At 51.3% G+C, this 24,508-nt stretch carries 21 protein-coding genes; 4 read left to right on the forward strand and 17 right to left on the reverse strand.

The window, feature by feature from the left end:
* Positions 1-28 precede the first annotated feature (28 nt).
* Positions 29-1,078 carry a peptidoglycan DD-metalloendopeptidase family protein gene (locus MHI45_RS18280; protein WP_076111737.1) on the forward strand — a complete coding sequence of 350 codons (1,050 nt, stop codon included), beginning with the start codon at positions 29-31 and terminating at the stop codon, positions 1,076-1,078.
* Positions 1,079-1,261: 183 nt separating this feature from the next.
* On the opposite strand, the gene MHI45_RS18285 is transcribed toward MHI45_RS18280, so the two are convergent.
* Positions 1,262-1,612, reverse strand: a complete 351-nt coding sequence (locus tag MHI45_RS18285; RefSeq protein ID WP_038598198.1) for an ArsR/SmtB family transcription factor — start codon at positions 1,610-1,612, stop codon at positions 1,262-1,264.
* A gap of 136 nt (positions 1,613-1,748) precedes the next feature.
* Between MHI45_RS18285 and MHI45_RS18290 the strand changes: the two genes are divergently transcribed.
* A complete protein-coding gene (locus MHI45_RS18290; RefSeq protein ID WP_076111735.1) occupies positions 1,749-3,143 on the forward strand; it encodes an MFS transporter in 1,395 nt (464 codons plus the stop codon).
* 91 nt (positions 3,144-3,234) lie between these two features.
* Here the strand turns inward: MHI45_RS18290 and MHI45_RS18295 are convergent, their stop codons facing one another.
* A complete protein-coding gene (locus MHI45_RS18295; RefSeq protein WP_063829780.1) occupies positions 3,235-3,402 on the reverse strand; it encodes a CxxH/CxxC protein in 168 nt (55 codons plus the stop codon).
* 44 nt (positions 3,403-3,446) lie between these two features.
* The gene (locus tag MHI45_RS18300) at positions 3,447-5,255 is read right to left on the reverse strand and encodes a M3 family oligoendopeptidase (protein ID WP_076111734.1); all 1,809 of its coding nucleotides are present in this window, start codon (positions 5,253-5,255) and stop codon (positions 3,447-3,449) included.
* Between the two features lie 345 nt (positions 5,256-5,600).
* Here MHI45_RS18300 and MHI45_RS18305 point away from each other — a divergent pair, with 345 nt between their 5' ends.
* Positions 5,601-6,962: a DUF2252 domain-containing protein gene (locus MHI45_RS18305; protein WP_076111857.1), complete on the forward strand. Its 1,362-nt coding sequence runs from the start codon at positions 5,601-5,603 to the stop codon at positions 6,960-6,962.
* Positions 6,963-7,078: 116 nt separating this feature from the next.
* Here MHI45_RS18305 and cydC read toward each other — a convergent pair whose 3' ends face one another.
* From cydC to MHI45_RS18340, 7 genes are all read right to left on the reverse strand, one after another.
* Positions 7,079-8,878 carry a thiol reductant ABC exporter subunit CydC gene (gene cydC, locus MHI45_RS18310; protein WP_076111732.1) on the reverse strand — a complete coding sequence of 600 codons (1,800 nt, stop codon included), beginning with the start codon at positions 8,876-8,878 and terminating at the stop codon, positions 7,079-7,081.
* Positions 8,875-10,638 (reverse strand): thiol reductant ABC exporter subunit CydD, encoded by a 1,764-nt coding sequence (gene cydD, locus MHI45_RS18315; RefSeq protein WP_076111731.1) that lies wholly within the window; start codon positions 10,636-10,638, stop codon positions 8,875-8,877. Before cydD ends, cydC begins: the two co-directional genes overlap by 4 nt.
* Complete coding sequence (gene cydB, locus MHI45_RS18320) at positions 10,638-11,654, reverse strand: cytochrome d ubiquinol oxidase subunit II (RefSeq protein ID WP_076111729.1); 1,017 nt, start codon at positions 11,652-11,654, stop codon at positions 10,638-10,640. Before cydB ends, cydD begins: the two co-directional genes overlap by 1 nt.
* On the reverse strand, positions 11,641-13,044 hold the full coding sequence (locus tag MHI45_RS18325) for a cytochrome ubiquinol oxidase subunit I (RefSeq protein WP_076111727.1): 1,404 nt from the start codon (positions 13,042-13,044) through the stop codon (positions 11,641-11,643). The genes cydB and MHI45_RS18325 overlap by 14 nt, the downstream gene beginning before the upstream one ends.
* A 224-nt stretch (positions 13,045-13,268) precedes the next feature.
* Entirely contained in the window at positions 13,269-13,499 is a 231-nt protein-coding gene (locus MHI45_RS18330) for a cold-shock protein (RefSeq protein WP_038598212.1), read from the reverse strand.
* A gap of 203 nt (positions 13,500-13,702) precedes the next feature.
* Complete coding sequence (locus MHI45_RS18335) at positions 13,703-13,903, reverse strand: cold-shock protein (protein WP_019914582.1); 201 nt, start codon at positions 13,901-13,903, stop codon at positions 13,703-13,705.
* 388 nt (positions 13,904-14,291) lie between these two features.
* Positions 14,292-15,539, reverse strand: a complete 1,248-nt coding sequence (locus MHI45_RS18340) for a S1C family serine protease (protein WP_076111725.1) — start codon at positions 15,537-15,539, stop codon at positions 14,292-14,294.
* A 376-nt stretch (positions 15,540-15,915) separates the two neighbouring features.
* Between MHI45_RS18340 and MHI45_RS18345 the strand changes: the two genes are divergently transcribed.
* Positions 15,916-16,122 (forward strand): hypothetical protein, encoded by a 207-nt coding sequence (locus tag MHI45_RS18345; protein WP_076111723.1) that lies wholly within the window; start codon positions 15,916-15,918, stop codon positions 16,120-16,122.
* Here MHI45_RS18345 and MHI45_RS18350 read toward each other — a convergent pair.
* From MHI45_RS18350 to MHI45_RS18380, 7 genes are all read right to left on the reverse strand, one after another.
* Entirely contained in the window at positions 16,091-16,897 is an 807-nt protein-coding gene (locus MHI45_RS18350) for an MBL fold metallo-hydrolase (protein ID WP_038598218.1), read from the reverse strand. The genes MHI45_RS18345 and MHI45_RS18350 overlap by 32 nt on opposite strands.
* Positions 16,898-16,915: 18 nt before the next feature.
* On the reverse strand, positions 16,916-17,659 hold the full coding sequence (gene yycI / locus MHI45_RS18355; protein WP_076111722.1) for a two-component system regulatory protein YycI: 744 nt from the start codon (positions 17,657-17,659) through the stop codon (positions 16,916-16,918).
* 206 nt (positions 17,660-17,865) lie between these two features.
* Positions 17,866-19,143 (reverse strand): YycH family regulatory protein, encoded by a 1,278-nt coding sequence (locus MHI45_RS18360; protein WP_076111721.1) that lies wholly within the window; start codon positions 19,141-19,143, stop codon positions 17,866-17,868.
* Complete coding sequence (gene walK, locus MHI45_RS18365) at positions 19,140-20,972, reverse strand: cell wall metabolism sensor histidine kinase WalK (RefSeq protein WP_341119250.1); 1,833 nt, start codon at positions 20,970-20,972, stop codon at positions 19,140-19,142. Before walK ends, MHI45_RS18360 begins: the two co-directional genes overlap by 4 nt.
* Positions 20,972-21,703 (reverse strand): response regulator YycF, encoded by a 732-nt coding sequence (gene yycF / locus MHI45_RS18370; RefSeq protein WP_038598226.1) that lies wholly within the window; start codon positions 21,701-21,703, stop codon positions 20,972-20,974. The genes walK and yycF overlap by 1 nt, the downstream gene beginning before the upstream one ends.
* Before the next feature lie 182 nt (positions 21,704-21,885).
* Entirely contained in the window at positions 21,886-23,439 is a 1,554-nt protein-coding gene (locus MHI45_RS18375) for a M23 family metallopeptidase (protein ID WP_341119251.1), read from the reverse strand.
* Between the two features lie 329 nt (positions 23,440-23,768).
* Entirely contained in the window at positions 23,769-24,413 is a 645-nt protein-coding gene (locus MHI45_RS18380) for a hypothetical protein (protein WP_341119252.1), read from the reverse strand.
* Positions 24,414-24,508 lie beyond the last annotated feature (95 nt).

Here is a 24,508-nt window from a genome sequence, read left to right on the forward strand (position 1 = left end):
ACAACAGCACTGCCGGGAGGAACAACATATGCGAAGCATCAGCAAAATGATGGCCGGTACGACGATCTTGGCCGTCTTATTATCAGCCTGTGGAGGAGAGAATTCGATGAATAACAGTCCGGAGGCATCAGCATCTGCCAGCCCCACAGAGGAGGTAGCACAAGTTACACCTTCCGCATCCCCTGAAATCAGCGAAAGCGGACAACAGCCCGTACAGCCGGAGAATTTGGCCGGGGCCCTGTTAAGCAGCAATTTCAGCGGGATTTATGAGCGGTTCAGCCCTGAATTCAAGCAGCAAATCAGTGAAGATGAGGTCAAGGAGATGGGTTCGGCGTTTATTCAAGGGGTCACTGCCTTTGAGCCTTCCACTATGATGAGGCTGAACGGCGCCGAACACCGGATATGGACAAGCGATGATGGCGACAAGGGGATTATTGCTGTTTTTGATGAAGCGGGCGTCATTCACGGCCTGAACATCACGGAGCTGACCACCTATCCCGAGACGGATAAGGCATTGACCCGGACTGCCATGACGCTGCCGTTCCAAGGGGATTGGTTTGTATTCTGGGGCGGCAACAACGTGCTGAACAATTATCATTATGAGTACGAAAGCCAGCGCTACGCCTATGATTTCGTGCAGGAGGTGAATGGACTTTCATACGAAGGAGATCCGCTGCGCAATGAGAGCTACCATGCTTTTGGAAAGAATGTCACCGCCCCTGCTGACGGAACCGTCACCGAAGTCATAAATGATATCCCCGATAATACCCCTGTGGGCGTGATGAATGAAAAAGAACCCCCAGGCAATCTGGTCGTGATTGACCATGGCGGGGAATACAGCTTTTTGGCCCATCTGAAGCAAGGTTCGGTCACCGTAAAAAAAGGCGATTCAGTCAAAACGGGCGATATCATCGGGAAGCTTGGCAATTCCGGCAACTCCAGCGAGCCGCATCTGCATTACCAGGTATCGGACGGAGCCGACCTGTTCGGCTCCCGGTCCCTCCATATCCGGTGGAAGGACAATTTAAATCCGCTGAAGGGCCAGACTGTAACCGGCAAGGCCGCTGCAAACCGATAACGGCTCAGGAAAAGAAGAATGAACATGATAGGATACGCCTGAGGCAAGCAACCTTAATCTGCATAGTACGAACTGGACCCTGCTGATGGCAGGGTTCTTTTTCCTTCTATAGAAACCGCAAAAGGACGTGCTATGACGTCCTCTTTTTCATTTGTTGTGCAAAAGAATCCGAAAGCTTGCCGTCTAGTGCTCTTCCGTCTTCTCCATAAACAACAGCTTTGACTCACCAGCCGATTCATAGGCCTCCAATATAGAATCAAGAAGGCCGGGGAACCGCTCTTCCAGGTCATCGGAGCGTAGCGACAGCAGGCGCTGTGTTCCCTGGGCACGGGTGTGGACGACTCCCGCCTCGCGCAGCGTGCGGGCATGATGCGACATGGTCGATTTGGCGATAGGGACATTGAAGCTGTTGCAGGCCTGTTCACCATGCTTGCGGATTTCCGAAACAACATATAATCGAAGAGGATCGCTGAGCGCATACAATACGGAAGCAAGCTGAATGTCTTTACGGTCCGGATGATACAGTATCTTCATAGATAAATATCCCCTTTGTGGTACAGATGGGTGCAAAATATTTTAAAATCCCTAATTGCATTTTACCTTACTGCATGCTATATTTCAATTGTTCGTAAGTAATCGAACTATCAAACAATAAAGGAGTGGCCCTCACATGAGCTCAAGCTCTACATATCCACCTGCAGTGGACAGCTCAGCCCCTTCGGTGGAAGCCACTCTTCCACGGGAAGGGCTGCTGACCGTTCTGTTCAGTGTCGCCATTGTACTCGTTATAATGAATACCGCCATGTTCAACCTGGCATTGCCCGATGTGACTGAAACATTCGGCATCACGGCTGCATCTGCTTCCTGGATCGTAACCGGGTATTCGATCATGTTCTCCATTGCCTCCATCACATTCAGCCGGCTCTCCGACTTCCTGCCGATTCGCAGGCTGCTTACAATAGGTCTGCTGACGCTTGGCCTGGCGGCGATTGCCGGCTTCTTCAGTTCGAATTTCGTATTTCTGCTGATTGTACGTATTGCGCAGGCCTCCGGTGCAGGCGCAGTGATGTCCCTGTCACTCGTGCTGTTCACCCGCTATGTCCCGCTGGCCCGCCGCGGCAAAGCAATGGCGACCATCATGTCTGCGGTTTCGCTTGGCCTGGGTCTCGGTCCGGTGGCCGGCGGAAGTATCGTCGAATATCTCGGCTGGCACTGGCTGTTCGCCGTTACGGCCGCCATCCTGCTTCTGGTGCCGCTGTTTCTGGTGCTGTTGCCCAGAGAAGTGCCCCGCCGCGGTTCATTCGACGCGCTCGGCGGACTGTTTCTCGGCATTGGAACGACCGGCCTTCTGCTGTTTCTGACCGGCGGATACTGGATTGCGCTGATCGCCGGAGTGGCCTCCCTTGCCCTGTTCATCCGCCGCATTGGCAGCACTCCCGATCCGTTCGTAATGCCTGCACTGTTCCGTGACCGCTCTTATCTGGTCCTGTCACTGGTCGGAATCGCTTCTTATTTATGCAGCTTTGCCACCTTGTTTCTGCTGCCGCAGATTCTGACCCACCGCTTCGGCTTCAGTGCAAGCCACGCCGGGCTGGTTATCTTTCCGGGGTCACTGCTGGCGATTATCGTCTCCCGGGGGGTAGGACGGATTATTGACCGATATGGCAATGGCGGCATTCTGCGATATGCGCCGCTCCTTGTGCTAACCGCCACCGTCCTGTTTGCTTTGCTCGCCGCGCACTCCTGGATTGCGGTCATGTTGACCTATATGATCATGAGCCTGTCCTTTACGGCGTTGTCCAGCAGCGTATCTAATGAAATCTCGCGAATTCTCCCTTCTGCCCAGATCGGCTCCGGTATGGGATTGTTTCAGCTGCTTCAATTCTTCAGCGGGGCATTCAGCGTAGCTCTGGCAGCCAGCGCCCTGGAGTGGCAGCGCGGATTATCGCTTTCGTCCGCTTACTCCAACATCTACTGGGGACTTTCACTGGCCGCAGGAATTGCTATTCTTTCAGCCTTTATGTACCGCCGTAGCAGCCGGACCGGACAACTGGCAGATGCTTAATTCCCTATATTTCCACAAAAAAGCACCGGACCGCTTGTAACTACAGCAGCCCGGTGCTTTCTACTCTTGCCTGATTACTTATTGAAGGTCCCTAGACCACCAAATACTCCGCATTTTTCTCGCATTCCGCACATTTCGCCGGCGGGTCCCAGTCCGAGAACTCGGTTTCCTTCAGATCCACAATATCCGGTGCATCCTCGTACTCGTCCACAAACTTGTCGATGGCCAGCTCCACATGTTCCTTACACACTACGTACATTCAATCAAGCATCCCTTTCTGTGCCGCTGCGGCGTATACTCCTTCTATTGTTCTACCACACTTCCCGGCAAAAAGGAACTACCTGTCCCAAACTGCAGGATATCCTCTGCAATGAGAGCCAGCGCATCCCGCCAGAACTCCAGTGAATGCACATCAATGTCCATCAGTTCTGCGGCATCCGCGATGGTAGTTCTGCTGCTGGCTGCCAGGAAGGATTGATACTGGTTCACAAAATCCCCGCCCCGCTTCTTATACTGTGCATATAGTCCTTTGGAGAACAGCAGCCCGAACGAATAAGGGAAATTCAGAAACTCGTTGCCTGTCATATAATATCCGGCTTTGCTGATCCACTGGTAAGGATGAATTGATTCCGGAGCGACACTGTCGCCATAAGCGGCAGTCATTGCCTCCAGCATCAGACTGTTAAGCTCCTCAACAGTTAACGCTCCTGATTTCCTTCTATTATATAGCCGGCTTTCGAACAGGTAGCGGGCGTAGAAATCAACGATGTAATAACCGGCATCGGAGAGGCTTCGTTCCAGGATAGCTAAGACTTCCCCCTCCGGGGCGGACTGAAGCAGCTTCTGATTAATCAGACTCTCGCAAAAGATCGATGCCGTCTCGGCAACCGGTATCGGATAATCGGTATTGACCATCGTCTCCCCGGCGAGGCAGCTGCTGTGATACGCATGCCCAATCTCATGCGCCAGCACACTGACATCCATATAACTTCCGGTAAAACTCGTCATAATCCGGCTCTCTCCGATCGGGAAAATATCGACGCACATGCCGAAATTCCCCTTCCCCGATCTTGGCTCAGCATCAATCCAGCGGCGGTCGAATACTTTGCGGGCAAACTCTCCCAGTTCTGCACTGAACGTGCTGAACCCGGCTACGATAAGCTCCTGTGCCTGCGGATAGGTGATTCTGGCAGAGGACTCCCCGCCAACCGGAGCAAAGATATCATAGAATGGCAGCGGGCCCGTGTGGCCCAGGAGCTTTGCTTTTTGGAGATAGTACTGCCCGAAGACCGGCAGGCTTTCCTCTATAGCCTGAAGCATGACTTCAAGCGTCTCTTGATCCATGCGCGAAGCTGCCAGCACCTTATGCAGCGGCGAGGCATACCCTCTCAGCTCATAGACTGCTGCCGCTTCTCCGCACACGGCATTGAGGCAGGCCGCACTCTGTTCCGCCACGCTCCGGCAAGCGCCGGCCTCAGCTTCATACGCTGCTTTTCTAACCCGTGGATCATTGTCATAGACCAGATTTCGCAGTTCCGATAGAGACAGACTACGAATCGCACCTTCCATTTCCACATCCGCGCGCAATGTAGACAAGGTTCTCATATACAGTCTTTCCCAAGCCTTGGCACCGGTATTCTGCATCCGGGCAATGACCGTCTCAGCCTCTTCACTGAGCAAATACTGTGACTGCCGCTGAAGCTGGCGCAGATAAAAGGCATGTCCGGCAAGATAATCGCTAGATTGTATGATGTTCTCCAGATCCTCCGCGCTCACTTGGGCCAGCCATTTGCTGAAGCTTACCAACGCTTCGCCGGCACCGGCTGCGGTATCCTCCAGTTCATCCATGCTATTCACTGCTTCTGCATTGCCGCTGTCACTGCTGAAGACCAGCTCCGCATAACTGAACAGGCAGAGATATACTCTTTTGAACGCGTTGTAACGCTCCAGGAACTCTTCCGTTTGTTTGGCCGCATTATCGTTATCCTTTAAATGAAGAGCCGCCCATGCCTTGAGGCCGCTGGCAAGGGTCTCCGCAAGTTTAAGGTCCTCTTGAAATTGACCTGACTGGAATGAGGGGTACAGGCTCTCCAGGTCCCATGTTAAGTCCATTTACATTTATCTCCTTATCATAAACGCAGCTGAAGTTATACGTATCCCGGCAACCAGCCATAAATACATATAGCGGGCTGCGTATAGTTGAATGAAATTTCTGAACTCTCTATCCTGCGGTTGCAACTCACATGCTTCCACCTCTTCCGATGTTTTACAAGAAATTCATTCAAGTATATCACGCTTCTTCATGGTGAAATATGCGGTAAATAACTGGACATAACACACTAACAACGGTTCACGGAAAGGGAGATGGCCGCTCTTCACTAAGATCATCAGGAAATATCAGGGTTAATGCGTTATGATAAGTTTAATTCTATTTATTCCCGCAAAGGAGTACCTATCATGATCAATGAATCCATAACTGAGGGTGTCATTCGTACCCGTACGAAACTCCGTAAAGATCTGCTAATCTCCATTTTTGATGAATTCGACGGCACCATTATGGGCCTGACTCCCGCGAAGCGGGCAGAAAAGTACCTGAAGATGTCGCTTAGCCCTTTTTCATTCTACCGGGGCAGCTCTTATCTGTTCTATTTTGACGCCACAAGACAATACTTTCCCTACCACACTTCGGCGGAGCGCCCGACCTGGATTCAAGGGGACCTGCATTTCGAGAATTTCGGGGCTTTCCGCAGCGAAGATGGCTCTATCGTATATGACGTCAATGATTTCGATGAGGGTTATGTCGGCTCCTATCTGTACGATATATTGCGTATGGCAGGCAGTATTGCGCTTGTCGGGCGGCAGCTGGGGTACGGGGAGGCAGAGCAGCTTGACGTGATCGGGAGTTTTGTGCAGGCCTATTCCAGAGGGATCCGCCGGTTCAGCCAAGGCAAGGACAACCCCGGCAACTTCGTAATGAATGAGAACGGGGCCAAAGGGCCGGTGAAGAAGCTGCTCCGCAAGCTGGAGAAACGCCGCCAGGGTCATTTTCTGGAAAAGGTCACGTCCCAAATGCAGAGCGGCAGAGTATTTCTGGAGAACTCCGAACTGGCTGTCCCTGAGGTAGCGGAGCAAGCGTTGCTGGAGAAGGCCTGGAGCTTCTATATGCAGACCATTGTTGCCCGCAGCTGGAACGACGATCATTACCGGATGAAGGACATTGCTGTCAAACATGGCTCGGGCACTGCATCCATCGGGCTGGACCGTTACTATATATTGATCGAAGGCGGAAGCAGTCAAGAAGATACCGACGATACCATTTTGGAAGTAAAAGAGGTTCGTGTGCCAGTCCCGGCTTATTTCATGCCTTATTCGGAATCTTTCTGGAGCACCTTCGGACATCAAGGGAAACGTGTGGCGGCCACACAGCAGGCGATGCATCACAAAGCTGATCCCTATCTGGGCTTTCTGACGATGGATGGCCGGGATTTTTATGTCCGCGAACGCTCCCCGTATAAAAAAAGCCTGAAGCTCAAAGACATCGCAACTGTAGACGATATGCTCCAGGTTGTTGAAGTCATGGGCAGCCTAACGGCCAAAATGCATGCCAGAGCCGACGCAGATGTGGACCAAGGAATCCTCTCCTACCACAGCGAGAAGGAAATTGCCAAAGCGATGGGCCCCGACCCTGATGCTTTTGCCCGCTATATTTCCCAATGGGCTTACGGTTATGCCACCCAGGTGGAGAAAGACTTCGTGATGTTTACAGAATGGGTGAAGGAGCGGTTTGGAGAGGAAGCGGAAGTGCCTCAGGCGGAGTAGCTGCACCGGCTGTAGGTAATCGTGAACCGCCAATAGCGCGAAGCATATAAATTCTTATGTTTTTAAAAAAGGCTCTTTCCCCCAATCGGGTGGAAAGAGCCTTTTCGTATACATCTCTATTCTCCTGGTGCCGTGTTCACGAACCCGCTTGGCCGGTCCAGCTCATACAGCTTGCGGTAGCGCGGTTCCTTGTCCATCAGCTCGGCATGGGTGCCGCGCATTTCCACGAACCCGTTCTCCATAAAGATTACTTCATCCATCTGCTCTGCACCGACAAGATGGTGGGTGACCCAGATCAGCGTCTTGCCCTCCATGGCCTCGAACATAGTAGCCAGCAGGTCCCGCTCTGTACGCGGGTCAAGCCCGACGGTTGGCTCGTCGAGCACAACTACCGGTGTATTCTGCAGCAGAATCCGCGCCAGGGCAATCCGCTGGCGTTCCCCGCCGGAGAAGCGCTGGCCCGCCTCGCGCACCGCTGTGTTATAGCCTTCCGGCAGCGATGAGATCAGTGTATCCAGCTTGGCCAGCTTGGCGGCCTGCTTTATGTCCTCATCAGACGCATCGGGATTACCAAGCCGGATATTATTGGCTACGGTAGTGTCGAACAAGTGCGGGCTCTGGTTCAGCACGGCAATAAGCTGCGGAATTCTCTCGCCATAAGCGGAAGCTTCAATGCCCTTAATCGTGGCCGAACCGACGGAAGGCGTAATGACGCCTTGAATCACCTTCAGCAGTGTTGATTTCCCTGCCCCGCTGCGCCCGATAACAGCAACCTTCCGGCCTTGCGGAATATCGAGCGTCAGATTGCGGATCGACCAGTCATCTCCCGCAGCATAGCGGTAACCGGCATTCTCCAGCCGGATAGGCGCCTGCCCTGTTTCCTTGATCGCCTTGACCGCAGCATCCACATGGCGGGCAGTGTCAGCCTTCCCCGAATCCGGTGCTGCCCCCGCCATATTTCCTTCCGCGGCTTCCACCCCGGACAGGCGCTCCAGCGAATTGCGGTATTGCGGGATCTTCTCCACCGCTTCCGAGACCGGCAGGAAAGCATCTGCTACCGGAAACACCACCAGTACAAACGCTGCAATCAGCGTTCCGGCAATGGCCCCGTCCGCGAATTGGCCGGCGGCCCAGTACAGCATCGACAGCACGCCGATGCCAACAACCGCCTGCCCGATGAACATGCGCAGGCGCGCCCAGCGACGCAGCGCTCCGTCGGTGCGGGCGACAGCTCTCTCATCGGCCTCGTAGGTTTCCACGAATTGCCCCTGCCGTCCGCTGATCACCCAGTCGCCCATCCCCAGCACAGCATCCGTCAGCTTCTGGTAGAGGCGGTTGCGCTCCTGCTTCACCTGCCGCTGGCGTTTTTGCGTCAGCAGCAGGGAAATCAGCGGCAGCACAACTACCAGCACCAGCATATAGAGTCCCATCAGCAGGGCAAAAGCCACATCAAACGTGCCGATGGAAATCACCGCCGCCGCGTAGATCAGGAGGGCAATAATGCTTGGGAATACAGTGCGCAGATACACATTCTGCAAATATTCAATATCGTCGGCCAGCATGCCGAGAATATCCCCGGTACGGAACCGCGAAGATAGAAACAGCGCCTGCGGCTCCAGGATATTGTACAGCCGGATCCGCATCTTCGAGAGAATCCGCAGGATCGTATCATGCGAGACCAGGCGTTCCGCATAGTGGATGACCGCCCGGCTCGTCCCGAACGTGCGCACGCCGACAATCGGCACATAGATCATCAGTATATTTTCTGGCGGTATGGACGCCTTTGAGATCAGAAATCCCGAGGTGTACATCAGGGACGAAGCTGAAAAAATCGTCAACGCACCCAGCACGATAATCAGCAGGAACCGCCAGAAATAAGGGGAGACATAGGGAGTAAACCATCCTTCACGTTTCAATGGATTCCCTCCAATTGACTTTGAATAAGCTCATAATAAGCACCGCGCCGGGCAACTAGCTCCGGATGAGTGCCAACCTCGGCCACCTGTCCCTGCTGCATCACGACAATCAGATCCATATCAATCATCCAGTGCAGGCGGTGGGTGGCGAGAAACACAAGTTTCCCTGCAAATAGCGGCAGCATCGTTTGCTTCAGTTCGTATTCCGTCTCAATGTCGAGATGGGCGGTCGGCTCGTCGAGCAGCATGACCGGACGGCTGCTCAGCAGTGCACGGGCCAGCGCGACGCGCTGTTCCTGACCGCCGCTGAGCGAGCGGCCGCCTCCGCCGATCATTTCATCCAGCCCGCTTGGCAGCGACTCCACCAGCTTGGATAATCCTGCGGCGGCCATCACCGAAGCCACAGCTTCCGTCGAAGCTTCCGGATAATAGAAACGTACATTATCTGCCAGCGTGCCGCTGAAAATATACGGCCGCTGCGGAATATATGAGGTCTGCTTGCGCCACTCCTCATCGGTAAGCGCACTGACACGATTCCCGTTAATGCTTATGCTCCCTGAGGTAGGATGCAGAAAGCCGCCCAGGATATCGACTAATGTGGATTTACCTGCGCCACTCTCTCCGATAATTCCAATCTTCGCAGAACCCTTGAACTCCAGGTTAACGCCCTCCAGCGAGGCAATCCCGTCTGCTTCATATCTAACGCCAACCTGCTCCAGCTTTAGCACACTATCCTGCCGCCAAGTAAACACAGCGGCAGAAGACGGCGCGGCTGTAGAGATTTCCGTTCCCCCAGCCTCCAATACCTCCGCTGTTACCGTATCCCGGTCGATAATGTCCTTCATCGCTTCACCAGCTTCCTTGCCATCCAATGTAGCATGGAAATCCGCTCCGACCAGCCGGACCGGCAGGAAATATTCCGGCGCCAGGATCAGAATGGTTAACCCGGTAACCAGGGTCATCTGCTCATTGACCAGCCGCAGGCCCAGGCTTACCGCTACTGAGGCCACGGATAACATCGTGAAGAAGTCCATCGCGAAGGAAGACAGAAAAGCTACACGCAGCGTACGCATTGTAGCCGAACGGTAGCGGTCACTGACTTCGGCAATACTGTCACTATGACTGCGGCTGCGCCCGAGAAACTTCAGCGTCTCCAGCCCGCGCAGCGAATCGACAAAATGATTGGACAGCGTCCGGTAAGATTTCAGCTGGCGGTCCATTTGCTTGCGGGCGGTCATTCCGATCAGAATCATAAAGACGATAATAATCGGCATCGTCAGGGTCAGAATAACACCGCTCGACGTATCCAGAGTATAGATGTATACCAGAAGCAAGACCGGTGTTACCGCCATCCCTACCATCCGCGGAATAATAAGCTCTATATAGGTGCGGAACTTCGTTACTCCTTCAAGCACAAGCGTAACCAGATTTCCCGTGCCCCGGTCGCCCGCCAGCCTCGGTCCCAGCTGGAACAGCTTGTCCATCATTTGTCTCCGCATGCTGCTGCCGGTGTTCTCCGCGAAGCGGTAAGAGACGCGGCTCATCAGCATGGCGCAGGCATGGCGTACAAGAAACGCAAGAAGGAACAAGAGCATTGTCGCCCCTTGTTCCTTCAGCGGTTCTCCCGCAAACAGCGCAGAGACTACTTCTGCCAGCGACTTGGCCAGCAGAAGAATGGACAGGCTTTGCACCAGGGTAAGGAAGCCTACGATCAGAAAGACCGGCTTAACTCCTTTGTACCCAAGCAAATTTTTATCCATTAGTATTCAAGATGCTCCTTCTCGTGAACCCGTTTGTGGAAGATGAAATAACTCCAGATCTGATAACCGAGCACGAACGGCAGCAGCGTCAGCGCCACAATCGACATCACCTTCAGTGAATACTGGCCCGAAGCCGCATTGGTGATCGTCAGATTAAACGCCTCATCAATAGAGCTGATCATAACCCGTGGGAACAGGCCCACAAATATCGACAGCACCGACAAGGCCATAACCGCTCCGGTCATCCCGAACGCCCAGCTGTCTTTCTTCTTGGTCATGAAATAGCCGGACAGAACGAAGGCGGCAATGCCTAGAATCACTAATACCAGCAGCAGTGCACCACGTTGTTCAAACACATCTGTCATATAGTAAGTCATAATTACAAAAGCAACCAGCAGCGCAGCCAGCGGGAACAATAGCTTCTGCGCCAGCTTGCGCGCACGAACCTGCAGATCGCCAACCGTACGGAGCGTCGTGAACATCAGGCCATGCACCAGGCAAAGCAGCACTACAGTAATCCCTGCGACTACGGTATACACATTCACGATGTCGAAGAATCCGGCATACATCTGCATGTCACCGTCAATCGGCAACCCTTTAATGAAGCTCGCGAACACTACTGCCAGCAGGAACGGCGGAAGGAAGCTGCCGAAGAAGATGCAGGCGTCCCAGGTTCTTTTCCAAGCCAGTGAATCGCGTTTGCCTCTGAATTCAAAGGCGACACCGCGGGCAATCAGCGCCAGCAGGGCAAAGACAAACGGAATATAGAATCCGCTGAACAGCGTTGCGTACCAGTTGGGGAAAGCAGCGAACATCGCGCCCGCACCCGTCAACAGCCATACCTCATTCGCATCCCAGAACGGTCCGATTGAATTGATCAGCACCCGGCGTTCCGTATCATTCTTGGCCAGGAACTGCGTTTCCATTCCTACGCCGAAGTCGAAGCCTTCCAGGAAGAAAAATCCGATAAATAATACCGCAATCAGCACAAACCACAATTCATTAAGAGAAAGCATGCGATCCCTCCTTATTATATGGATCATGCGACTCACCGTGATCGTTATCCATGGCATAAGGGCCTTTTTTGATAACTTTGATGAACAATCCGATCAGTACCGCTCCCAGAATAGCGTAGATCGCCGTAAAGGAGATCACCGAGAACAGCACCTGTCCAGCCGATATATTAGGAGACACACTGTCTTCTGTCGTCATTAATCCGAATACCGTCCAAGGCTGACGTCCGATCTCTGTCATGATCCAGCCTGCAGTATTGGCAATTGGCGGAAGCAGCAGCCCCCAGAACATGAACCGCATAAACCAGGTGTTCGGACGTTCCATCTTTTTGCGCCACATCAGATACATCGCATACATACCGAGCACAATCATCAGTGTGCCTGCGACCACCATGATCCGGAAGCTCCAGAACGTCGTACGCACAGGCGGGATATAATCCCCCGGGCCGTACTTTTGTTCATATTCCGCCTGCAGCGTGTTCATCCCTTTAACTTCACCGGAGAACTTACTGTAGGACAAGAAACTCAGCATATAAGGAATCTTGATTTCCCCGGAGTTTGATTTATTGTCAGGATCAATAAAAGCACTGGCTGTCCAAGCCGCAGGGTCACCACTGTCCTCCCAAAGGGCTTCCGTAGCTGCCATCTTCATCGGCTGCGTCTCTACCAGATACTGCGCTTGGGCATGACCTGCAACGGCTACCCCCATGGAGGAGACAATGCCGACAATCGCCGCAATTTCGAACGATTTTCTAAAGAAAGGCACATCCTGCTTCTTGAGCATTTTATAGGCACTGATACCCGTTACCAGAAATGCCCCTGTAGCGTAAGCCGCGAGCACCGTATGCGGGAATTCCACCAGCAATTGTCCGTTTGTAATCAAAGCCAGAAAGTCATTCATTTCGGCCCGGCCATTATTCATCGCAAAACCAACAGGGTGCTGCATAAAAGAATTGGCTGCGAGAATCCAGAATGCCGATAACATCGTTCCCAGCGCTACCATCCAGATGGACAGTAAATGAATCTTCTTGGAGACTTTGTCCCAGCCAAAAATCCATAAGCCGATAAAAGTAGACTCCAGGAAAAACGCCAGCAGCGCTTCAATCGCAAGTGGAGCCCCAAATACATCCCCGACAAAGCGGGAATAATCGGACCAGTTCATTCCGAACTGGAATTCCTGCAATATCCCTGTTACTACCCCTACTGCGAAGTTAATGAGAAAAAGCTTTCCCCAAAACTGCGCCATTCTTTTGTACTCATCGTTGCCTTTTCGGACATACATCGTCTCCATGATCGCGATCAAGAGTGCAAGTCCAATAGATACCGGTACAAAGAAGTAATGAAAGATCGTCGTCGACGCAAATTGTATACGCGACAGCATAACTGTATCCATGTTTCTTCCCCTTTCTTCTCCCCATTCGTTATGTCTATTCTGTCAAAAATTTAAGGGCTAAAGTGTGATAATTATCACATTATACACCCGGATTCAGGCTAAAAAACAATAAATTTGTGACAAATATCACAATATTACGTTCAGAAAGCAAAAAAAATAAGACGGTTTTACCGTCTTGGATTTGTTCGTCGTTCTATAGAAAGCTTGACTCATAAAGGCATTGGTTAGGTAATCGAAATACCCTTCTTCAGCGATTTGAGATCGCCATTAGAATTAAGCAATTGCGGCAGCATCTTCATGCTGCGAACCATTGGGGCATGACAGAGACGGCAAGAAGGCGCATGTTCAAATGCGAAATTATCCCTCATCCATCCGTTGCATCCATCATTGGTACAGGCCCAAATTGCGGTATTTTCTTCCGGTACTTCCTCTAAAGGCTTCTTCCGGTAGTTCATTGCCGTTCCTCCCTTCCTTTATGTTACAAGTTGAGAAACAAGTAAAAAAGCATCCAATTATACTCTTTCTAAGATGCTTACAAATCCTTCATTTGCAGTTGCTCTACTTCAAGATCATGTTGTTAGTTTCATGATGATATAGCAGTTGATCTTATAAAAAAAGACCGTCCCAACTTGCAAAAGCGGGGACGGTGCTTCTATTATTACAGTTTTACAACGTTTTCGGCTTGTGGTCCGCGGTTGCCTTGAACAACGTTGAATTCAACGCGTTGGCCTTCGTCCAAAGTTTTGAAGCCGTCGCCAGTGATTGCGCTGAAGTGAACGAATACGTCGCTTCCGCCTTCAACTTCGATGAAACCGAATCCTTTTTCTGCGTTGAACCATTTAACTGTACCTGTTTGCATGTGTGTTACCTCCACAAATTTAAATTAATATGTTCTTTTTATCTTCAAACAAAGAAAAAATTCACACATTGAAAAAGGTTGTATTAGCATTGACAGCCCTTTTCAATACGAGAATTAGGTATCAAATGTATGATTAATCTCATGTTACCACACCGGAGTTACAAAGGCAAGCCAACATCCGAATATATCCGTATTTCCCCTTATAAGGTGCTGTTCCCAATGTAAGGGCTACCAGTCTTTATAAAAAGGGGGATTTGCATCCATATTAAGTAATATACCCAGATGATTTGACTTCGAAACGGATGCCGTCCTTAATTTTATAATAAGGACGGCTGGGCCGTCTCGCTTATCTTGACTGCCACATTATTATATACGGCTGATGCCGCTTTTATTCCTTTTGTTTTTCAAGAAGTTTCACCGTCACCTGTTTTACCTCTCCGTTGCGGTAATAAGTAATCTTCAGATCATCTCCGATTTTGGTGTGATCATACAGATACTTGCGCAGCGAAAGGGTCGATGTGATTGGTTCATTGTCAAACTTGGTAATCACATCATTGAACTGCAGTCCTGCATCCTTGGCCGGCCCTACCGCATCCAGCACAACTACTCCGTCTTTAACGGTGGTTGGCAGATTAAGCTCCTTGCGCTGGTCTTCCGCGAGCGGCACATAAGGGTTATTCAGATCCACGGAATACACTCCCAGATAAGAGCGGGCAATCTTCCCGTTTGCCTCAAGCTCACCCGCCGTTTCCATAACATGATTGGCCGGGATGGCAAAGCCAAGTCCCTCCACGCCTGTATCGGAAATCTTCATTGTATTAATACCAATCACCTTGCCGTCCAGATCGACCAGCGCACCTCCGCTGTTGCCCTCGTTAATTGCAGCATCCGTCTGAATGACTTCCTGTTCCCAATCATAGACACCGTCCTGGTTCAGTGATACGGGAATGGTCCGTTCTGTGTAGCTGACAATCCCCGAGGTTAAGCTATCGCCAAGTCCCAGCGGATTGCCGATAGCAATGACTGTCTCCCCAAACCGCAGCTTAGAGGAATCACCAATCTGGGCAACTGTAGTAATACCTTTGGCATCAATGGAGAGCACTGCGATATCACTTACTTTATCCGTACCCACAAGTGTCGCCTTGCGTGTCTCACCATTCACCATAACGACTTCCAGCTTGCCGAAGTCCTCAATCACATGATTATTAGTAATAATAAAGGCCTTGTTATCATCCTTCTTATAGATCACTCCCGAGCCAAGTGCCGACTCGTCGAGAATGTTAAGTTCCTTGTTATCTTCTTTATGATTAATTATGCTCACAACGGCCGGTCGGACAAGAGCCGCAGCCTGAACAATCCGCTCAAACGGGTCACCGCTGCTTGCAGTCACCTTCTCAATCACTTTCGGCTGCTCCGCCTTCTCCTGTGTCAACTGGCCTGTAGCCAGACTGAACAGAAGCACTGCAACCACCGCACTGATCACTGAGCTAATGACAGACACCTGCCAAGTTGCCAGACTCCGCCGTGATTTGCGGGCAGACCAATTCCGGCTCGTTAAGACCTTAGAGGGTTCCTGCTCTCTGCCTTCGCGCCGCGGTACCTTGGTTGAATAAAAATCATCATCAAACAGTCCCACCGTTACATCCTCTCCCCTCTATTGCCACTGCATCCATGACCTGAACGCCAAGCAACCACGCCCGAGCTTTCCGCTTTATCTCTTAGACTCCTGAAAGCTCTAAAAGGTTTCACTTCATTCATTCACCACAAATGTGTGTGTTATAAGCGCAAGGGGTCTCCTATTCTTACAACATATTAAAAAAGGATAAGCTTCAATCCGGAATATTTTCCAACTTAAAAGACTACAATAATAGAAGTACTATTTAAACTCAGGCTTAATTCTGCTCTTTATGATTGTATCACAGGCGGGGCTGGCACCCACGTTTTTTCTGACGCAAAAACCCTACAAATTTTTTACAGATCAGCTTTCGTTTAGCCCAAAAGGAGGAATAAATATGGAATCTTTTTCAACAAGTATGGATCTGGTGCAATTTATCGGCAAACTCGGTGACCTGAAGGATGAACACTATCATCTGATCCTGGTTCAAAGCGCCCTGATCGAGCTGCTGATTGATAAAGGGCTTTTCTCACGCCAAGAATTGGAACGTAAAATTACGGAGGTAGACCAGCTTATGACTGGCTCACCTTATCCCACGGCGTAGGCTGGTCATAATAGGTATCGCACAATCTGAACTCACTGTCTCTGAAGAAGCAGCCCCGGTCTTCCATTGCCCCGCGCACCGACATTTTGGCCAAATCCATCATATTGTGATCCCGGCTTAAGTGAGCCAGATAGGTCCGTTTGGTCCGTCCGGTAAGAATCTCGCTTAGTGCCGCTCCCGCCGCCTCATTGGAGAGATGGCCTAAATCGCCCAGAATTCGCCGTTTCGTATTCCACGGATAACGCCCCATTCTCAGCATCTCTATATCGTGGTTGGCCTCCAGTACCAGCACATCCGAATCGGCAATCGCCGTCCGCACTTTATCACTGACATACCCAAGATCCGTAGCAACACAAAGCTTCTCCTTGCCGTCATAAAAATTGTACCCTACCGGTTCAGCCGCATCATGGGAGATTGCAAATGACTCTACCCGCAGACTGCCGAAATCCCTGTGCTGTCCGGTCTCCATAATAATCCGGTTATGCTCGGCAATAGTGCCGATCCCCTTCTCAATCGCCCCCCAGGTATTGGAGTTGGCGTAGATCGGAAGATCGTATTTGCGGGCCATGGCTCCAAGTCCCTTGATATGGTCCGAGTGCTCATGCGTAACCAGTATTCCGTCTATCTCCTTGCCTGTCATCTCACGCATCGCGAGCAGCTCGTCGATCCGTTTGGCGCTGAGGCCCGCGTCGATCATAAGCGCCGTTTCCCCGTTTCGCACCACTGTTACGTTGCCGGTAGAACCGCTGGACAGTACCGTAAATGAAATCCCCATATCTCTCTCCTGCTCCTTCTACTCTGTTGTCTTCGGACTGATGATGTCCGCACTGATGGCATCGACGTAATAGGCGTTGCCGTTCTCCAGCATAAAGCGCCACATTGGCGAAGCCACCTGGCTTTCAGAGTTGAACAATTCCCCATAATAGCCAAGCTCAATCTCTTTAACTACCGAATCCGCCGGAAAATATTTCTCAATCAGGCTGCTGAGTGCCTGTGAGGCCGGAAGCACCTTCTGGATATCTTCGTCACTGCTTGTAGCTCCGATTTCAATCTTCGGCCAACGGTAAGCCACAATTTTTTGATCGCTGTTGATCAGCTCAAGCCGCACTCTGAACAAAGACCATTTATGGTCGACCAGTGGATGAAGTACAAATTTGCCGACCTCGCTCTCCTGCGAATCAAAGCGATAATTGGCGATGTCTGTGATCTGGCCTGCCAGTGAGCTGCTCAGTTCGGCAAATGATGAATAAATCAGCTTGCTGTCTATAGGCACCTTCAGTTCAACCGGCTCCTCATTCTGCTCCTCCCCGGAGTAGCGGTAAGTGATGTCGGGCAGCTGCGGAGTGGCAGCCGGAATGGGACACAACACACGAATCCCCTTCTGTTCCATCACCGCCTGCGTTTCTGCGGACAGGGAAGTGAAATCCAGATTGGCACTGGCCTGATCGCGCAAGTCCATCCAGAGCTGATAACAAAGCAGCAGATTCAATACCAGAAAGGCGTAAATCAGCACATTTTTGGCTCTTCCCCAGTCCATACCGCTCCTCCTCAAAGTTTTGTGAGCATTCACTTCGTTGATTCTGCTTCGAACAAAACTAGCTTCGGAAGCATCCGCTTCGTTTGTGAGCATTAACTTCATTGAATCTACCTCGAACAAACTAGCTTCGGAAGCATCCGCTTTGTTTGTGAGCATTAGCTTCGTTGATTCTGCCTCGTCGAGTGAATTCCCGCGTGTCTATTACTCTAGTTCAGTGTAAGGAAAGTACCGTCACGGAGCGTTACCCGCCATACCGGCAGGAGCTTCAGCTTCTCCCCGTTTACTGAAGCAACATAGGCCGGGGTCAAATCCTTCACAGGCGAAGCTTCACTGAATTGGGCCAGCTTAGCCCGCAGCTCATCGCCACCGGGAAGCTCCACAACCTGTTTAACGGCTTTTCCCTCTTCTGTATACATCAGCGATCGCTCATAGGAGGATACTGTGCCCTGCTGCAACTCCAGGTTAATAACGCCATACTGCAGCTTCGGCTTGCTCATAATCGGATAAGAACCGTAGTACTGCTGGAAGGAAACGGTCCGCTCCTGGTTGCCTTCCTCCGTTGATGCCAGACGGTATGTACCGTTCCATCCACCATGCTTGTTGACAAAATCCACCGCTTCCAGGGCATCCTTCGCAGGTGTACTCTCACCCGCAGGAAGTGCAGCCGGATCGCTATAGCTCATCCAGTTCTGTTCCTGATCAACCTGCAGGCTGCGTTTGCTGTCTGTATAAATCTTTGAGCCATCCTTCTCTGGAATATATCTGGTGCTACCGGCATCAAAGAATAGATTGTTCTGCATTTGTTCAATGGTGTACATGCCGGAGGGAATTTCCACCTCAACCAGCGATATTTTTTCTTCCGGCACATAATAATCGCCATTCACTGCGGTATATGGCGTCCAATTCATACCGAAATCCACATGCTGCTGCACGTCCTGAACGGTCAAATCAGCCTTAGCCGCTTCATATACGATATCACCTCTGGTGCTGAAAAAGACGGCATGTGCCTTGGAATCATTTTTAATATTGTAAATCCAGATCCGGTCAATGCTTTCTCCCTGGAACAGCGAATCGGGAGCAAGCTGCATTACCCGCTGCAGCAAGGTTACCGGAATGCCGGCACCGAAGGACAGCTCAATGCCCGAATTCTCACTGCGGATCTTGTCCCAATCGAAATCCTGCACCGAGCGCCGCTGAAAGCTCTCAAACCCGCGTCCTTTCAGCCGGTTCATGATCAGGTCATAGAAGGTGGAGCCGGGATAAAACAGCGTATGCTTGTCCTCCCCCATATGAATGATCATTTTATCAGGGTAGAGCAGATTCTCAACTTTCTCTTCGGGCCCCATATTATCTGTCTTCACATATAGCTTCTCCGACATCACCGCGGAGTCGCTCCCCGGCAGCCGGTAGATCAGATAATAGCTCTCTACAAGACTTCCGCAAACGAGCAGGGCAAGAATCCATGACTTGATTGTTTCCTTCACAATACATTCCCCCTTTGCTCTTTCAGAGGCAGTGTGAAGGTTACCAGCGAGCCTTCATTAAGCTCTGACTGCAGGGAAATTGACCCGCCATGCGCTTTGACAATTTCCCGGGCAATGGACAGCCCGAGTCCGGTGCCGCCCATATTGCGGGAGCGGGCTTTATCAACCCGGTAAAAACGTTCAAAAATCCGTTCGATATCCTTCTTGGGAATCCCAATCCCGGAATCACGTACAGAAACGGCCAGCATTCCATCTTCGGTTTTTAGTGCCTCCAATTGAATGGTTCCGCCTTCCGGCGTATATTTCAGCGCATTGGAGACCAAATTGCCCAGCACCTGATCAATTTGATCGCGGTCCAGCCAGGCCGTGGCGACTTCCTTGCGCACTCTTGTACTGATATGAATTCGTTTTTGGCGAATCTGGAAGGAGAAGCGGTCGGCCACATCCTCCAGCATCTCGGAGATATCCGTCTGCTGAATGCGCAGGCTCGATTCCCTCGAATCCAGCCGCGAGAGATGCAGCAGATCCGTAACAAGCCGGATCATCCGTTCTGTCTCATTGCGGATGACTCCGACAAACCGCGCAGCAAGCTGCGGATCATCGAGCGCACCATCATCAAGCGCTTCAACATAGCTCTTGATCGTCGTCAGTGGAGTCCGCAGCTCATGCGAGACATTCGCCACGAACTCCCGCCGCGATTCCTCCAAATTCTCCTGCTCGGTAACATCCTGCAGCACCGCAATGGTTCCGGCGATTCCTCCGCCTTCACGGCGGTGAATCGGGGTGAAGGTCACCCGGACGATATTGGGATCGCCTCCGCCTATTGGCGAGAGATGAAGCATTGCTGATTGGGCATTACCTTGCGCCAGCGACCCCGACTGCTCATGATCGAGACCGAGCAGCTCATCGAGCGGTGCCCCTTCCGGAAGCGGGCCTTCCGCTCCCAGCATATCTGCTGCCCGGGTATTCATCAGAATCACCACGCCGCTTTCATCAGTAGCAACCACGCCGTCACTCATATTGGTCAGGATGGAAGCAAGCTTCTCCTTCTCCTCTTCATTCTGCGACAGCGCTTCGCGGAGCCTTCCTGTCATGTAGTTGAACGCCTGACTGAGCTGCCCAATTTCATCATTGCCGAATACAGGCATCTTACGGTTGAACCGGCCCTCAGCAACCGCTGTGGCATGCCGGGTCATCTCCTTGATAGGATGCGTGATCGTATGGGCGAGAATGACACACAGAACGGCCGTCAGGGCGAGCGCCAGCAGCAGACCGGAGAGGAACACGCTATTAATCCGGCTCATCGTGGCGTATAAATCTTTCATATCGGCAGCAATATAAATCGCCCCTACCACTTTGTCGCCGGAGAGAACCGGCTTGGCGACCACCTTCTTGCGCACATTATCATCGGCAATGATATATTCCTCATTATCGCTGATGCCTTGCAGGGCACGGCTGACCACAGTTTGTGTGTTCCGCTGCCCGACATAATCATTTTGCGAAGGGACAGATGTCGTAATAATTTTACCGCTCGCATCCAGTACCTGAATTTCAGCTCCGCTGATATACAGATTATTGACCATTCCGCGCAGACTCTCCACCGCAGTCTCTTCACCGGCTGTTCCGGCTTCGCTGCCTAGTTTATCTGCCGTAAGGATCGACAACATTTCTGCCCGTGCCTTTAAATCTTTGGTGAAGTTATCAGTCAGTGAATTCTTCATCGAGCTGACAAAATATACACCGATCAGCTGCATCGCGATCAGAATCAGCAGCACGTAAATAATGATAAGCTTGGCCTGAATCGTCCGGAAAAAGGACCGCCCTTTCATCACAACCCCCCGCTTTTGGGGCTATGCATCAAATAACCGAGTCCGCGCCGGGTGAAGATATATTCCGGCTTGCTGGGATTCTCCTCAATTTTTTCTCTCAGGCGGCGGATCGTGACATCCACGGTCCGCACATCCCCGAAGTATTCGAAGCCCCATACCGCCTGAAGCAGATGCTCCCGGGTCATTACTTTGCCGGCGTGGCGAATCATATAATAGAGCAGCTCATACTCACGATGTGTTAAATCGAGCGGCTCTCCGTCTTTATAAACCATGTACATGTCGGTATCAACGAACAGGCCGAAATGATTGACACCCTGTTTGCTCTCCGCTCTTTCACTGAGCATTTCGGACGGCGATGGCTTATGCTGGCGCCGCATTTGAGCTTTGACTCTGGCCAGCAGCTCGCGCGTGCTGAAAGGCTTGGTTACATAATCATCCGCACCCAATTCCAGACCCAGCACTTTGTCGATCTCACCGTCTTTGGCTGTCAGCATAATGATCGGGATGTCCAAATGCGCTGAGCGCACTTCGCGGCAGACATCCATGCCATCCTTGCCGGGAAGCATCAGATCAAGCAGCATCAGATCGGGCCGTCTGGACAGAGCCAGCTCCACAGCGCTGTTGCCGTCAAAGGCACAGATTACCTCATAGCCCTCTTTTTCGAGATTAAACTTTAATATATCAGCAATAGGCTGTTCATCGTCTACTACCAGAATCGTTCCCATCTGCATATGCTCAGCTTCACCTTTCTAAGCGTACTAATCACTCATTCTCTTATTTTAACATACCTGCACTGGCGTCACATCCTACGAAGTGGGGATAGAAATGTACTTTCATCCAGTTCATCAATATATTTTTAGCTTTAAAAGATAAAGCCGCCCGAAAACTCGGACGGCTGATTATAACCTATGGATTATTTCAAATATCTAAGCGGATTGACCGCTGTGCCGTTCTTGCGGATCTCAAAATGCAGGTGGGTACCGGTTGAACGCCCCGTGTTGCCCATAACACCAATGCTGGCTCCCTGCTCCAGCCGCTGGCCGACAGATACTGAGATGCTTCTCAGATGGCCGTAGTAGGTGACATATCCGTTTTTGTGATCCACAATGACCACATTGCCGTAGCCGCTCTGTACACCTGCAAAAGTAACCGTCCCGGCATCCGCAGCTGTTATGGTCCGGTTGCCGGATACGAGATCGACTCCTTTATGGCTTCGTCCCCAGCGCTGGCCAAAGCTGCTGGAGAGGCTTGCCCCGCTGACCGGCCAGGCGAACATGCCCGTTCCTTCGCCGACTACCTTCGTGCCGCGATAGACCACCTCAGGCAAGGAAGCCTTCAGAACCTTCTGGCCCATCCATTCTTCCTTCACTACGAGACCATTTTCCTTGGTCACCCGGTACTGCATCTGTTTCAGGCCGGTCTGTCCTGCCCGGACCACCTTGCTCTTGCCTGCTGCCAGCTCATCGCTCTTGCGGACAATCACTTCCGGTTCAGTGACAAGCTGCTCCGATACCTGCTCTACGGTTACTACAGTAAGCTCTGGCTGTGGTACGGTCAATTGCAGCTCGTCTCCAATTTGCAGGGTCAGCTCTTTCACCGACGGATTGTTGCGGAAAATATCAGCCTGCGTAATCTCAAAACGTTTGGCAATCCCAGAAACGGTGTCGCCTTCCTGAACCGCATAAACAAGCGGCTCCTCTTTCCCTTCGGTGAGCACCTCAACCGCTTCCTCGACGCTCAGCACCTGGGTGGGGTCCGCCTTGACAGGAACAACGGCAACGTCCTCCTGAATGGCAACCGATTCTACCTTGTCTGCATTTGCCGGTGCAGCCGCCTTCGCAGAACGCGTAGCTGCTGTCCTCTTGAGCTGGGCGCCCGTTGAAACCGCGGCAGCCGGAACGTAGTGTTCTTTCACGCCCTGCAGGACGGCATTCGCTGTCTCCTGATCCTTGACAATCCCCACAGCTTTGCCATCCACCGTCAGCTGCACACCCACTGCATAAGCTTTAAGCATGCCATCCAGCTTGTCCAGCGTAGCCGCACTGTCTATCTCCGGTTTATACGCTTTTTCCGCCTCTGTCGTAATGCCGCTTGTCTGCAGCACCATCACTGAATCGGGATACTTGAGCTGGTATTCCTGCTGCTTCTCTTCGAACAGCCGATCCAGCTCCGTTTCCTCGCTGATCTTTCCGATTTCCTCACCCTTAACCAGCACCTTATAATAGGTTACCGTGTTCGCGGTCACATATTTCTTCTCTGCCCCGATTAAAAAGGTCGCCAGAAGCACCAGACCGGCAGAAGCTGCTATCCAGGACCGCCGGAATCTCCGAGGTTTGGTTTCTTGATAAAAGACGTTAGTTTCGCTAGAGGCAGAACTGCCCTTTTGACTTTCTGCGCTGAATTCTGCGGATGTCTCTGCTTTGTCCCGCAGTTTCCCCATCCCGCGCATGAACTTAAATCCTTTCATGAAACTCTCCCTTTCAGTCCGCTTAGAAGCGGCCAACCTTGTTATTCGACCCCTTTTATATATGCTGCTGCATCTATTTGCTATGTGCGTTAGTGTACTTGCATTTCGTTTCCGTCCAAAATATAAGCATAAAGTATGAGGTAAAATTCGTACTTTTCTTATATTTAAAAAGGTTACAAAAAATTAACCCCTTATAGTCCTTTTTTACTGTACCATAGACGGCAGAAAAATTTCAACTTTACCCCAAAGACAAAACCCGCGATAATCGCGGGTTTCTTCCATGATTTTGACATTTCAACATCAAGAACGTGTCCAAAAAATGACAATTTTTAGTTTGTAGTACCCTCAGTTGAATTTGGTGTAAGCATTTTCATTAATGTGTCATATTCATCAGGATTCACATACTTGGCAATGACTTGCTGCAGTTCCTTCACTTCATTCTCCGTCAACCCACCCTCCATCGCCGTTGAGATTTTCTGCATCTCCTCCTGCGGAAGCTTGGTCATCAGGATATTGAAAATATTGGATTTCTCATCCATGGGCAAACTGTCCTTGAGCTCACCCATCGCTTCCGGTGTCATCACCAGCTGCTGGTCCAGTGCACTGTCACTTTGTTCTTCCTCTCCGGAAGCCTCTCCCATTACAGCCAAAGCATCCTCAGGTACCTTTTCCTCCACGGACTTCTCCTTTTTTTGTTCTGGTGTGTCCACCGTTTCACTTTTACTGTCTTTCTTTGCATCGGGGGCATCTTTAACATCCTCAGCTACATTTTTGGCGTTATCCGTGGCTCCCATTCCCGTGAGGCTCTTGATAAAACCGCCGATTCCCGGTGACGGCCCCTCCAGCTTTATATCAAAACTGGCCAACACCGACTGTATATAAGTATTGACGACGAATGCCGTGGTCAGAACCGAAAGTGCGCTGGCCAGTACGACAATCAGGCAGACTCCAAGTGCACGTCTTACTATCTTCATCTTCATCACTCCCTTGCGCCCTGTTCATATTCAATCTCCGGAGGATCAGTGCGTTATTGCTTTCATCCTCCCAGTATTGACTAGAACCGGCTCCG

It is taken from the genome of Paenibacillus sp. FSL H3-0321, assembly GCF_038002865.1.
In the GTDB taxonomy this organism is placed as follows: domain Bacteria; phylum Bacillota; class Bacilli; order Paenibacillales; family Paenibacillaceae; genus Paenibacillus_AQ.

Excerpts from the sequence above, each read along its gene's own strand:
- MHI45_RS18300 (WP_076111734.1), bottom strand. The coding sequence starts at position 5,255 with ATGGACTTAACATGGGACCTGGAGAGCCTGTACCCCTCATTCCAGTCA.
- MHI45_RS18295 (WP_063829780.1), bottom strand. The coding sequence starts at position 3,402 with ATGTACGTAGTGTGTAAGGAACATGTGGAGCTGGCCATCGACAAGTTT.
- MHI45_RS18380 (WP_341119252.1), bottom strand. The coding sequence starts at position 24,413 with ATGAAGATAGTAAGACGTGCACTTGGAGTCTGCCTGATTGTCGTACTG.
- MHI45_RS18375 (WP_341119251.1), bottom strand. The coding sequence starts at position 23,439 with ATGAAAGGATTTAAGTTCATGCGCGGGATGGGGAAACTGCGGGACAAA.
- MHI45_RS18280 (WP_076111737.1), top strand. The coding sequence starts at position 29 with ATGCGAAGCATCAGCAAAATGATGGCCGGTACGACGATCTTGGCCGTC.
- MHI45_RS18290 (WP_076111735.1), top strand. The coding sequence starts at position 1,749 with ATGAGCTCAAGCTCTACATATCCACCTGCAGTGGACAGCTCAGCCCCT.
- walK (WP_341119250.1), bottom strand. The coding sequence starts at position 20,972 with ATGAAAGGGCGGTCCTTTTTCCGGACGATTCAGGCCAAGCTTATCATT.
- yycF (WP_038598226.1), bottom strand. The coding sequence starts at position 21,703 with ATGCAGATGGGAACGATTCTGGTAGTAGACGATGAACAGCCTATTGCT.
- MHI45_RS18330 (WP_038598212.1), bottom strand. The coding sequence starts at position 13,499 with ATGAACTACCGGAAGAAGCCTTTAGAGGAAGTACCGGAAGAAAATACC.
- cydB (WP_076111729.1), bottom strand. The coding sequence starts at position 11,654 with ATGCTTTCTCTTAATGAATTGTGGTTTGTGCTGATTGCGGTATTATTT.
- MHI45_RS18335 (WP_019914582.1), bottom strand. The coding sequence starts at position 13,903 with ATGCAAACAGGTACAGTTAAATGGTTCAACGCAGAAAAAGGATTCGGT.
- MHI45_RS18285 (WP_038598198.1), bottom strand. The coding sequence starts at position 1,612 with ATGAAGATACTGTATCATCCGGACCGTAAAGACATTCAGCTTGCTTCC.
- MHI45_RS18345 (WP_076111723.1), top strand. The coding sequence starts at position 15,916 with ATGGAATCTTTTTCAACAAGTATGGATCTGGTGCAATTTATCGGCAAA.
- yycI (WP_076111722.1), bottom strand. The coding sequence starts at position 17,659 with ATGGACTGGGGAAGAGCCAAAAATGTGCTGATTTACGCCTTTCTGGTA.
- cydD (WP_076111731.1), bottom strand. The coding sequence starts at position 10,638 with ATGGATAAAAATTTGCTTGGGTACAAAGGAGTTAAGCCGGTCTTTCTG.
- MHI45_RS18305 (WP_076111857.1), top strand. The coding sequence starts at position 5,601 with ATGATCAATGAATCCATAACTGAGGGTGTCATTCGTACCCGTACGAAA.
- MHI45_RS18325 (WP_076111727.1), bottom strand. The coding sequence starts at position 13,044 with ATGGATACAGTTATGCTGTCGCGTATACAATTTGCGTCGACGACGATC.
- MHI45_RS18350 (WP_038598218.1), bottom strand. The coding sequence starts at position 16,897 with ATGGGGATTTCATTTACGGTACTGTCCAGCGGTTCTACCGGCAACGTA.